Origin of the sequence: Burkholderia sp. 4NA327C6 (genome assembly GCF_005502655.1) — a bacterium.
GTDB lineage: Bacteria > Pseudomonadota > Gammaproteobacteria > Burkholderiales > Burkholderiaceae > Burkholderia > Burkholderia contaminans.
Window position 1 is genome coordinate 13,675 of the sequence record NZ_SCNZ01000008.1, and the last position, 11,505, is coordinate 25,179.

Annotated in this window: 9 protein-coding genes; 7 read left to right on the plus strand and 2 right to left on the minus strand. The window is 68.1% G+C overall.

Features of this window, described 5'->3' with window-relative positions:
* Nucleotides 1-88: 88 nt before the first annotated feature.
* The 7 genes from FFS49_RS10540 to FFS49_RS10570 all read left to right on the plus strand — a co-directional run bounded on the left by FFS49_RS10540 (nt 89) and on the right by FFS49_RS10570 (nt 9,374).
* Nucleotides 89-1,426: an NAD(P)-dependent oxidoreductase gene (locus FFS49_RS10540; RefSeq protein WP_105815511.1), complete on the plus strand. Its 1,338-nt coding sequence runs from the start codon at nt 89-91 to the stop codon at nt 1,424-1,426.
* A 64-nt stretch (nt 1,427-1,490) separates the two neighbouring features.
* The gene (preA, locus tag FFS49_RS10545; protein WP_089459788.1) at nt 1,491-2,807 is read left to right on the plus strand and encodes an NAD-dependent dihydropyrimidine dehydrogenase subunit PreA; all 1,317 of its coding nucleotides are present in this window, start codon (nt 1,491-1,493) and stop codon (nt 2,805-2,807) included.
* 100 nt (nt 2,808-2,907) lie between these two features.
* Complete coding sequence (locus FFS49_RS10550; RefSeq protein ID WP_105815512.1) at nt 2,908-4,416, plus strand: NCS1 family nucleobase:cation symporter-1; 1,509 nt, start codon at nt 2,908-2,910, stop codon at nt 4,414-4,416.
* A 34-nt stretch (nt 4,417-4,450) separates the two neighbouring features.
* Nucleotides 4,451-5,908: a dihydropyrimidinase gene (gene hydA, locus FFS49_RS10555; protein ID WP_105815513.1), complete on the plus strand. Its 1,458-nt coding sequence runs from the start codon at nt 4,451-4,453 to the stop codon at nt 5,906-5,908.
* A 338-nt stretch (nt 5,909-6,246) separates the two neighbouring features.
* Complete coding sequence (locus FFS49_RS10560) at nt 6,247-7,521, plus strand: NupC/NupG family nucleoside CNT transporter (RefSeq protein WP_039343227.1); 1,275 nt, start codon at nt 6,247-6,249, stop codon at nt 7,519-7,521.
* A 38-nt stretch (nt 7,522-7,559) separates the two neighbouring features.
* On the plus strand, nt 7,560-8,876 hold the full coding sequence (gene deoA, locus FFS49_RS10565; RefSeq protein WP_105815514.1) for a thymidine phosphorylase: 1,317 nt from the start codon (nt 7,560-7,562) through the stop codon (nt 8,874-8,876).
* A gap of 39 nt (nt 8,877-8,915) precedes the next feature.
* Complete coding sequence (locus tag FFS49_RS10570) at nt 8,916-9,374, plus strand: cytidine deaminase (protein ID WP_224755710.1); 459 nt, start codon at nt 8,916-8,918, stop codon at nt 9,372-9,374.
* A gap of 34 nt (nt 9,375-9,408) precedes the next feature.
* On the opposite strand, the gene FFS49_RS10575 is transcribed toward FFS49_RS10570, so the two are convergent.
* Entirely contained in the window at nt 9,409-10,524 is a 1,116-nt protein-coding gene (locus FFS49_RS10575) for an aromatic ring-hydroxylating dioxygenase subunit alpha (protein ID WP_039343232.1), read from the minus strand.
* A gap of 239 nt (nt 10,525-10,763) precedes the next feature.
* Entirely contained in the window at nt 10,764-11,459 is a 696-nt protein-coding gene (gene msrA / locus FFS49_RS10580) for a peptide-methionine (S)-S-oxide reductase MsrA (RefSeq protein ID WP_105815515.1), read from the minus strand.
* Nucleotides 11,460-11,505: the final 46 nt, after the last annotated feature.

Sequence of the window (11,505 nt, forward strand, 5' to 3'; positions counted from 1 at the left end):
ACCGTAGCATTCCTAACAACGACCGCCCCGACTGTGCATTCGCAGCCGGCGGGGACGGCTTTGTCTCCACCCAGTCGAAGGAACGCGTATGACCACCAAGCCAACCGGCGATATCGCCGCGCAACGCCTGTCGTCCACGCAACTCTCGTGCGAATTCGCCGACATCGCGCCGCTGCTCGATCCGACTGCCGCGGCGGCCGCCGCCAGCCGCTGCCACTACTGCTACGACGCGCCGTGCGTGCAGGCCTGCCCGACGCAGATCGACATCCCGAGCTTCATCCGCAAGATCGGCAACGGCAACCTGAAGGGCGCCGCGACCGACATCCTGTCGGCGAATCCGCTCGGCGGGATGTGTGCCCGCGTGTGTCCGACCGAGATCCTGTGCGAGGGCGCATGCGTGCGTAACCACCAGGATGCGCAGCCCGTCGCGATCGGCGCACTGCAGCGGCATGCAACCGACTGGGCGATGGAGACCGGCGCGGTGCGCTTCACGCGCGCGCCCGACACGGGACGCCATGTCGCGGTGGTCGGCGCGGGGCCGGCCGGGCTCGCATGCGCGCATCGGCTCGCGCTCGCCGGGCATCGCGTCACGCTGTTCGACGCGCGCCCGAAGGCCGGCGGCCTCAACGAATACGGGATCGCCGCGTACAAGACCGTCGACGATTTCGCGCAGCGTGAAGTCGCGTGGCTGCTGTCGGTGGGCGGCATCACGTTGCAAACCGGCGTTGCGCTGGGCCGTGACATCACGCTCGACGCGTTGCGCGAGCAGCACGACGCGGTGTTTCTTGCGATGGGGCTCGGCGGCGTGCGTGCGCTGTCGATCGACGGCGAGCAACTGAACGGCGTGATGAACGCGGTCGATTTCATCGAGCAGGTGCGGCAGGCCGATGCGCTGGAGAACGTGGCGGTCGGGCGGCGCGTGGTCGTGATCGGCGGCGGCAATACGGCCATCGATGCGGCGGTGCAGAGCCGCAAGCTCGGCGCCGAGCGCGTGACGATGGTGTACCGGCGCGGCGTGGAGGCGATGAGCGCGACGTGGGCCGAGCGCGAGTTCGCGCAGAAGAGCGGCGTCACGCTCGTCACGCATGCGAAGCCGGTGCGCATGGCGGGGGAGAACGGGCAGGTGACGGGTGTCGAGTTCGAGGCGGCATCGGGCGAGCGCTTCACCGTCGAGGCGGACATGGTGCTGAAGGCGATCGGCCAGACGCTGGTGCCGGACGCCATCGACGCCGCGCTGCTGACGGCGGACGGCGCGCGCATCGCGGTGGACGCCGACGGGCGCACCGCATGGCCCGACGTGTGGGCCGGCGGCGACTGCGCGGCGACGGGCGGCGTCGACCTCACGGTGCAGGCCGTGCAGGACGGCAAGCGCGCGGCCGCGTCGATCGACGCGACGCTCGCGCAGCGCGACGCGAAGGCCGCGTGAGCACACCACGCGCGTCACCCACCACGAGCACAACCAACACGACCCCACTCTCACGGAGCCGACCATGGCCGACCTTCGCTGCACCATCGCGGGCATCACTTCGCCGAATCCCTTCTGGCTGGCGTCCGCGCCGCCGACCGACAAGGCCTACAACGTGAACCGCGCGTTCGAGGCCGGCTGGGGCGGCGTCGTGTGGAAGACGCTCGGGCTCGATCCGCACGTCGTCAACGTCAGTTCGCGCTATGGCGCGGTGCAGTGGAACGGCCAGCGCATCGCGGGGCTGAACAACATCGAGCTGATCACCGACCGTCCGCTCGACGTGAACCTGAGAGAGATCGCGCAGGTGAAGCGCGACTGGCCGGACCGCGCGCTGATCGTGTCGCTGATGGTGCCGTGCAACGAGCGCGACTGGAAATGGATCCTGCCGCTCGTCGAGGATACGGGCGCCGACGCGGTCGAGCTGAACTTCGGCTGTCCGCACGGGATGAGCGAGCGCGGGATGGGCGCGGCGGTCGGACAGGTCCCCGAATATGTGGAGATGGTCACGCGCTGGGTGAAGGAAGGCACGAAGCTGCCGTGCCTCGTGAAGCTCACGCCGAACATCAGCGACATCCGGATGGGGTCGCGCGCCGCGTACAAGGGCGGCGCGGACGGCGTGTCGCTGATCAACACGATCAACTCGATCGTCGCGGTCGATCTCGACCATATGGCGCCGATGCCGACGGTCGACGGCAAGGGCACGCACGGCGGCTATTGCGGCCCGGCGGTCAAGCCGATCGCATTGAACATGGTCGCGGAGATCGCACGTGACCCGGAAACGCCGAACCTGCCGATCTCGGGCATCGGCGGCATCTCGTCATGGCGCGACGCGGCGGAGTTCATGGTGCTCGGCGCCGGCAGCGTGCAGGTGTGCACCGCCGCGATGCATTACGGATTCCGGATCGTGTCGGACCTGGCCGACGGATTGTCGAACTGGATGGACGAGAAGGGCTACGCGACGCTCGACGACATCCGCGGCCGCGCGGTGCCGAACGTGACCGACTGGAAATACCTGAACCTGAAGTACGACATCAAGGCGCGCATCGACCAGGACCGCTGCATCCAGTGCGGGCTGTGCCATATCGCGTGCGAGGACACGTCGCACCAGGCGATCACCGCTACGAAGGACGGCGTGCGGCATTTCGAAGTGGTCGATTCGGAATGCGTCGGGTGCAATCTTTGCATGCATGTGTGTCCGGTCGAGCAATGCATCACGATGGAGCGTGTCGATTCGGGTGACTACGCGAACTGGACCACGCATCCGAACAATCCGGCGAGCGCGGACGCGGGGGCGAGTGCAGGCGCGTCGGCACCCGAGAAGCACGCGAAGAAGGCTGCTTGACGGCGTCCGGCGATGCGGGCCATCCTGCATCGCCGCCTTTCGTTCCACCCGGGCCGGCATCGAGTGATGCCGGCGTTGACGTTTTCGTGGAGTGAGTCAGATGAATCACGCAGCGAATCCCGCCGATCCCGATCGCGCCGCGGCGCAGGGCGGCAGCCTGTACAACGACGACCTCGCGCCGACGACGCCGGCGCAGCGCACGTGGAAGTGGTATCACTTCGCGGCGCTGTGGGTCGGGATGGTGATGAACATCGCGTCGTACATGCTCGCGGCCGGGCTGATCCAGGAAGGCATGTCGCCGTGGCAGGCGGTGACGACGGTGCTGCTCGGCAACCTGATCGTGCTGGTGCCGATGTTGCTGATCGGCCACGCGGGCGCGAAGCACGGGATTCCGTACGCGGTGCTCGTGCGCGCGTCGTTCGGCACGCAGGGGGCGAAGCTGCCGGCGTTGCTGCGCGCGATCGTCGCGTGCGGCTGGTACGGGATCCAGACCTGGCTCGGCGGCAGCGCGATCTATACGCTGCTGAACATCCTGACCGGCAACGCGCTGCATGGCGCCGCGCTGCCGGTCATCGGCATCGGGTTCGGGCAGCTCGCATGCTTCCTCGTGTTCTGGGCGCTGCAGCTCTACTTCATCTGGCACGGCACCGATTCGATCCGCTGGCTCGAAAGCTGGTCGGCGCCGATCAAGGTCGTGATGTGCGTGGCGCTGGTGTGGTGGGCAACGTCGAAGGCGGGCGGCTTCGGCACGATGCTGTCGGCGCCGTCGCAGTTTGCCGCAGGCGGCAAGAAAGCCGGGCTGTTCTGGGCGACCTTCTGGCCGGGGCTGACCGCGATGGTCGGCTTCTGGGCGACGCTCGCGCTGAACATCCCCGACTTCACGCGCTTCGCGCATTCGCAGCGCGACCAGGTGATCGGCCAGTCGATCGGGCTGCCGTTGCCGATGGCGCTGCTGTCGGTGGTGTCGGTCGTCGTGACGTCGGCGACCGTCGTGATCTACGGCAACGCGATCTGGGATCCGATCGACCTGACGAGCCGGATGACGGGCATCGGCGTGGGCATCGCGCTCGTGATCCTCACGCTCGACACGATGTGCTGCAACCTCGCGGCGAATCTCGTCGGCCCGGCGTACGACTTCTCGAGCCTGTGGCCGAAGGCGATCTCGTACCGCACCGGCGGGATGATCACCGCGACGCTCGCGATCGTGATGATGCCGTGGAAGATCCTCGCGACGACGGACGGCTACATCTTCACCTGGCTCGTCGGCTACTCGGCGCTGCTCGGGCCCGTGGCGGGGATCCTGATGGTCGACTACTTCCTGATTCGCGGCACGCGGCTCGACACGCGCGCGCTGTTCGACGAGCGCGGCGGCTTCAGCTACGCGCGCGGCTGGAACCCGGCCGCGCTGGCCGCGCTCGCGGTCGGCGTGCTGCCGAACCTGCCCGGCTTCCTGCACACGGCGTTTCCGGCGTCGTTTCCGAACGTGCCGGCGTTCTTCAACACGCTTTACACGTACGCGTGGTTCGTCGGCCTCGTGCTGGCGTCATGCGTGTACGGCACCTGGATGAAGTGGCGCACCGGACAGCACGCGCAGATCGCGAGCGCCTGATTCGGCACCCGACAGTCAACGAGGAGGCAACCCCATGGCAATCCTGATTCGTGGCGGCACCGTGGTCGATGCGGACCGTTCCTACCGCGCGGACGTGCTCTGCGCAGCCCCGGAGGACGGCGGCACGATCCTGCAGATCGCCGGGCAGATCGATGCGCCGGCCGGCGCGACCGTCGTCGATGCGCACGACCAGTACGTGATGCCGGGCGGCATCGATCCGCATACGCACATGGAACTGCCGTTCATGGGCACGACCGCGAGCGACGATTTCTACTCGGGCACGGCCGCCGGGCTCGCGGGCGGCACGACGAGCATCATCGACTTCGTGATCCCGAGCCCGAAGCAGCCGCTGATGGACGCGTTCCATGCCTGGCGCGGCTGGGCCGAGAAGGCGGCGGCCGACTACGGCTTCCACGTGGCCGTGACGTGGTGGGACGAGAGTGTGCACCGCGACATGGGTACGCTCGTGCGCGAACACGGCGTGTCGAGCTTCAAGCACTTCATGGCGTACAAGAACGCGATCATGGCCGACGACGAGGTGCTCGTGAACAGCTTCTCGCGTTCGCTCGAACTCGGCGCGTTGCCGACCGTGCATGCGGAGAACGGCGAGCTCGTGTTCCAGTTGCAGAAGGCGCTGCTCGCGCGCGGGATGACGGGGCCGGAGGCGCATCCGTTGTCGCGGCCGCCGGAGGTCGAGGGTGAGGCCGCGAACCGTGCGATCCGTATTGCGCAGGTGCTCGGCGTGCCGGTGTATATCGTGCATGTGTCCGCGAAGGACGCGGTCGATGTGATCACGAAGGCGCGCAGCGAAGGGCTGCGCGTGTTCGGCGAGGTGCTGCCGGGCCATCTGGTGATCGACGAGGCCGTCTATCGCGATCCGGACTGGACACGTGCGGCCGCGCACGTGATGAGCCCGCCGTTCCGCTCGGCCGAGCACCGCGAGGCGCTGTGGCGCGGGCTGCAGGCAGGGCAGCTGCATACGACGGCAACCGACCACTGCGTGTTCTGCGCGTCGCAGAAGGCGATGGGCCGCGAGGATTTCACGAAGATCCCGAACGGCTGCGGCGGTGTCGAGGATCGCATGTCGGTGCTCTGGCATCACGGCGTGAATCATGGCCGCATCACGCCGAACGAGTTCGTGCGGATCACGTCGACGAACGCCGCGCAGATCTTCAACCTGTATCCGCGCAAGGGCGCCGTGCAGGTGGGCGCCGATGCCGATCTCGTTGTGTGGGACCCGGCCGCGACCAGGACGATCTCGGTGAAGACGCATCACCAGCAGGTCGATTTCAACGTGTTCGAGGGGATGACCGTACAAGGCGTCGCAACCCACACGCTCACGCGCGGCGCGCTCGCGTGGGCCGACGGCGATCTGCGTGCCGTGCGCGGCGCGGGCCGCTATCTGAAGCGCCCGCCGGCAGCCAGCTACTACGAGGCCGCGCGGATCGCGAACCGGTTGCGCGAACCGCATCCGGTCGAGCGCGCCGGTTGAGCGTTGCGTATCGCGCGGGGCGTGTCGGTTCGAACGACACGCCCCGCGCATGTTTGAGCGTGCGTTTACGTTCGTGCCGGCACCGCTCGTGCCGCCTCTCCGCATCACGCCCATCCTCTCAATATTTGGGATGAAATGAGTGCGATCGCGTCTTGCCGATCTCCGGATACATAGAACAACTGAGCAAGTCGATGCAACACGCGATGTCGCGCAAATGCGACCATTTTGTTTGCGTTGTCGACGTGCATGCCGGCGAGTAATATCCACCGACGGCGTTGCGCAGGCGTGCCGGGCCGCCCGCCGAACAATCCAACAACATTGAGAGCAAGGAGTACGAGGTGGATATTCTGCGCAGTCTCCTGGGTATGCTGTTCCTGCTGCTGGTTGCCTATCTGCTGTCGAACAACCGGCGCGCAGTGAGCGGCCGGACCATGATCGCCGCGCTGTGCACGCAGCTGGCGATCGGCGCCCTGGTGCTGTTCGTACCGGCAGGCCGCACGGCGCTGGCGGGCGCCGCGAACGGCGTGAATCGCGTGCTCGACATGGGCAATCACGGTATCGCGTTCGTATTCGGCGGCCTCGTCGACAGCCGGATGTTCCAGCTGTTCGGCGACGGCGGGTTCGTGTTCGGCCTGCGCGTGCTGCCGATGATCATCTTCGTGACCGCGCTGATCGCGGTGCTGTACTACATCGGCGTGATGAAGTGGATCGTCGCGATCCTCGGCGCGGCGCTGGCGAAAGTGCTCGGCGTGAGCCGCATCGAGGCGTGCTCGGCGGTCGCGACGATCTTTCTCGGGCAAAGCGAGATGCCCGCGCTCGTGAAGCCGTTCGTGCGGAACATGACGAGCGCCGAAATCTTCACGGTGATGGCGAGCGGCATGGCGTCGGTCGCGGGCTCGGTGCTGGTCGGTTATGCCGGCCTCGGCGTGAGGATGGAATACCTGCTCGCCGCATCGTTCATGGCGGTGCCGGGCGGGCTGCTGTTCGGCAAGCTGCTGTATCCGACGGTCGAGCCGAGCCGCGTCGTGGTCGACGGGCTCGACTTCGACGACAAGCGGGCCGCCAACGTGATCGAGGCGGCGGCGTCCGGCGCGTCGGTCGGGCTGCGGATCGCGATCAACGTCGGCGCGATGCTGATCGCATTCGTGGGGCTCATCGCGCTGATGAACCTCATCGTCGGCGGCGTGGCCGCGTTCGTGGGCTTTCCGCAGATCACGCTGGTGGGTATCATCGGCCACCTGTTCGCGCCGCTCGCGTGGATCATCGGCGTGCCGTGGCATGACGCGGCGCTGGCCGGCAACTTCATCGGCGAGAAGCTGATCTTCAACGAGTTCGTCGCGTATGGCGACCTGTCGCCGTACCTGAAGGGCGGCGAACACGTCGCGGCCGCCGGCCTGCAGGTGCTCGACCCGAAGACGCTCGCGATCGTGTCGTTCGCGCTGTGCGGTTTCGCGAACTTCTCGTCGATCGCGATTCTCGCCGGCGGCTTCAGCGCAGTCGCGCCCGAGCGCCGCTCCGAAGTCGCGCGGCACGGCCTGCGCGCATTGACGGCCGCGACGCTGTCGAACCTGATGAGCGCCGCGATCGCCGGCCTGTTCTTTTCCCTGCATTGAGCCCGCAGCGGCCATCGATTGATCGAGGAGAGGCAACGATGTTCTTACCGCAGGAATTCATTCGCCGAAAGCGCGACGGGCAGCCGCTCGATCGCGACGGGATCGCCGCGTTCGTGCGCGGCGTGACCGACGGCAGCGTGACCGAGGGCCAGGTGGCCGCGTTCGCGATGGCGGTGTATTTCAACGACCTGAGCACCGACGAGCGCGTCGCACTCACGCTCGCGCAGCGCGACTCGGGCGACGTGCTCGACTGGCGCGCGCTCGCGCTCGACGGGCCGGTGATCGACAAGCATTCGACCGGCGGCGTCGGTGACGTCGTATCGCTGATGCTCGGGCCGATGGTGGCCGCATGCGGCGGCTACGTGCCGATGATCTCGGGGCGCGGGCTCGGCCATACCGGCGGCACGCTCGACAAGCTGAGTGCGATTCCGGGCTACAACGTCACGCCCGATACCGACGCGTTTCGCCGCACGGTGCGCGACGTCGGCGTCGCGATCATCGGGCAGACCGCGCGGCTCGCGCCGGCCGACATGCGCATCTATGCGATTCGCGACGTGACGGCGACCGTCGAGTCGATCGCGATGATCACCGCGTCGATCCTGTCGAAGAAGCTCGCGGCCGGACTCGACGGGCTCGTGATGGACGTCAAGGTCGGCTCCGGCGCATTCATGCCGACCGCGGAGAAATCGGCGGAACTGGCCCGCAGCATCGTCGACGTCGGCAACGGCGCCGGGATGAAGACGACCGCGATCCTCACCGACATGAACCAGTCGCTCGCGCCGTGCGCGGGCAATGCGCTCGAAGTGGCGTGCGCGATCGACTACCTGACGGGCAACGCGCGGCCGGCGCGCCTGCATGAGGTCACGATGGCGCTTTCCGCAGAGTTGCTCGTCACCGGCGGGCTGGCACGCGACGTCACAGCGGCGCGCGCGAAGTTGCAGCAGGCGCTCGATACCGGTGCGGCAGCGGAACGCTTCGCGAGGATGGTCACGGCGCTCGGCGGCCCTGCGGATCTGATCGATGCGCCCGCCCGTCATCTCGCGCGAGCGGAGGTGATCGTGCCGGTTCCGGCGCGCACGAGCGGCGTGGTGCAGCGCGTCGATTGCCGCGCGCTCGGGCTCGCGGTCGTCGCGCTCGGCGGCGGCCGCACGCGCGCGGCGGACGCGATCGACTACAGTGTCGGCCTGACGGCGCTCGCGGAGATCGGGCAGCGTGTCGAGGCCGACGAGCCGCTCGGTTACGTGCATGCCCGCGACGCCGCCGCGGCCGCGCACGCGGTGGACGCGATCCAGCGCAGCTACGTGCTGGGCGAGACGGGCGCCGCGCCGCCGACCCTTTATCAGCGGATCGGCTGACTGATCGCCGGTACCGACACCGTTGGTCGCTTCACGTCACTGGCATATCGCCACGGCCGGGATGCGGCCGCGCGGAAACACCCGGCACACAATCGGAGGCACGACGAGATGGAACGAAACGAACTGATCGAAGCGGCGAAGGCGGCGCGCGAACGCGCGTATGCGCCGTATTCGCGCTTCAAGGTCGGCGCGGCGCTGCAGGCGCGCGACGGGACGGTTTTTCATGGCTGCAATGTCGAGAACGCGTCCTACGGACTCTGCAATTGTGCGGAGCGCACGGCGATGTTTTCGGCCATCGCCGCCGGCTATCGTCCGGGGGATTTCACGCGGCTCGCGGTGGTGGGCGACACGGACGGCCCGATCGCGCCGTGTGGCGCGTGCCGTCAGGTGATGATCGAGATCGGCACGCCCGACATCGAAGTGATCCTGGCCAACCTGAAAGGGGCCGTCGAGGTCACGACGGCCCATGCATTGCTGCCGGGCGCGTTCCGGTTGTAACGGCGCGCGCTTTTCACGCTACGCGCCGCACGCATCACGCGCCGTCGCGCGCGTCGCGGATCGGGATCACCGTACGTGCGCCGCACTGGCGCAGCAGGTCGCGCAGCTCGTTGATGACAGGAAACACCTCGTGGTTCCAGTCGGCGCCCTGGGCATCGTGCGCTTCCTGCTCGCGCTCGACGATCCAGCGATCCTCGCGGAAGATGCGCTCGGTGAACCAGACGAGCAGCGGCCACGCGAGATCGAGCGCGAACGGGATGCCGGGCTTGTGGATCGACAGCAGTCCGAACGTGCGGTTGGTGCGCTGCTCGGCGTCGAGCGGCACGTAGACGATCCACAGGTCCATCACGAGCGTGCCTTCGCTCGAACGGATCTGCAGCGTCTGGTACGGGTAGCCGGTGCGCACCGTCATCACGCTCTTGTCGGACTGGTCGGCCGGCTTCTTGCTGGCGCCGAACACGAGCGCTTCACCCACCGGCTGCTTGCCTTCCATCCGCGCGAACGTGTAGTCGACCTCGACCCAGTCGTCGCCGCGGCGCCGGCCTACCGAGCGCGCGCGCATCTGCCCCATCTGCTTGCGGTGCAGGAACTGATGGTTCATGTCCATCAGGTTCTCGTGCATGAACGAGTAGTGGCACTTGACCTCGCGGCCGAAGCGGCGCGTCTTGTATGCGCGGTTGTCCGCCGATTCGAGCGCGGGGAACGGCCGGGTATCGGCGAGCGTCGCATCGCCCGGGAACACGAAGATCAGCCCGTGCGCCTCGCGGCACGGATACGCGCGCACGCCGTTGGGCAGCCGCTCGCGGCCGAGGTACGGCACGTCGACGCAGCGGCCGCTGTCGCACGCGTAAGTCCAGCCGTGATAGCAGCAGCGCAGCGTCTCGCCGCTCACGACGCCCGCGTGCAGCGGCACCTGGCGGTGCGCGCAACGATCTTCGAGCGCATACACGGCACCGGACTCGGTGCGCACGAGCACGATTGGATCGCCGGCGAAGCGCACGCCGAGCGTCTTGCCGCGTTTCAGCTCGCGCGACCACGCGAGCGGGTACCAGTGATCGGGATGAATCGGCACGCGGCGCAGGTCGCGCACGGCCGCGCCGGAAGAGGGTTCTCCAAGGGTGCCGCTGTCAGGAATGGGCACTGCGCGCATGCGTGACGTCTCCGGGCTGAACTGGGATTCCAGGCGCCGCGTGATGCGGCGGGGATCTGGAGAAGTCTACGCGAAGTTGCCCGCCGCGGCGGAAGCGATGCGGGTTTGCCCCGGCACGGCGGCCGTGGTTTCGTTGATATAGGGCAAACCGGGTCGAAGGCGGCGCGCGCTCGCCGTGCGTGGTCGCGCGGGTCTCGGCCGCGCGTCGGGCGTCACCCCGTCACGCGGCCGCTTGCCGGTCACGAACGCGCATCGCGCCACAGTACCGCGTCGGTGCGGTACAGCGCCGGGAAGTGTTGCTTCAGCCCGGTGATCTTCGGCATGTCGTTGTACGCGATGTACGGTGCGTCGGGATGCAGTTCGAGGTAGTTCTGGTGATAGGCCTCGGCCGGGTAGAACCCCTTGTAGTCCTCGACGCGCGTGACGACGGGCCCCGGAAACACGTGCGCCGTGCCGAGCTGCGCGATGTAAGCGGTCGCGACCGCGCGTTGCTGCGCGGTGGTCGGGAAGATCGCCGACCGGTACTGCGACCCTTCGTCGGGGCCCTGCCGGTTGAGCTCGGTCGGATCGTGCGCGACCGAGAAGAACACCTGCAGCAGCCGGCCGTACGTGATCTGCGTCGGGTCGTAGACGATGCGAACCGATTCCGCGTGCCCGGTCAGCCCGGAGCCGACGAGCGCGTAGTGCGCGGTTTCGGACGCGCCGCCCGCATAGCCGGCCGTGACCTGCTTCACGCCCTTCACGTGCTCGAACACGCCCTGCACGCCCCAGAAGCAGCCGCCGGCGAGCACGGCCGTCTCGTCGTGCGATGCGCCGGGCGTTTCGTCGAGCGTCGGGGCGGGCACGGTGCGCATCGGCTCGGCGGACTTGACGATGCGCTGGTAGCCGAACACGGCGGCGGCCGCGACGGCGATGGCGCCGATGCGGCGCAGCATCGCCGTGCGCCGTTGCGGCGCGGGACCGCGGGGGGAGAGGGTGTTC

Coding starts and splice junctions, on each gene's coding strand:
- FFS49_RS10540 (WP_105815511.1), top strand. CDS start 89: ATGACCACCAAGCCAACCGGCGATATCGCCGCGCAACGCCTGTCGTCC.
- preA (WP_089459788.1), top strand. CDS start 1,491: ATGGCCGACCTTCGCTGCACCATCGCGGGCATCACTTCGCCGAATCCC.
- FFS49_RS10550 (WP_105815512.1), top strand. CDS start 2,908: ATGAATCACGCAGCGAATCCCGCCGATCCCGATCGCGCCGCGGCGCAG.
- hydA (WP_105815513.1), top strand. CDS start 4,451: ATGGCAATCCTGATTCGTGGCGGCACCGTGGTCGATGCGGACCGTTCC.
- deoA (WP_105815514.1), top strand. CDS start 7,560: ATGTTCTTACCGCAGGAATTCATTCGCCGAAAGCGCGACGGGCAGCCG.
- FFS49_RS10575 (WP_039343232.1), bottom strand. CDS start 10,524: ATGCGCGCAGTGCCCATTCCTGACAGCGGCACCCTTGGAGAACCCTCT.
- msrA (WP_105815515.1), bottom strand. CDS start 11,459: ATGCTGCGCCGCATCGGCGCCATCGCCGTCGCGGCCGCCGCCGTGTTC.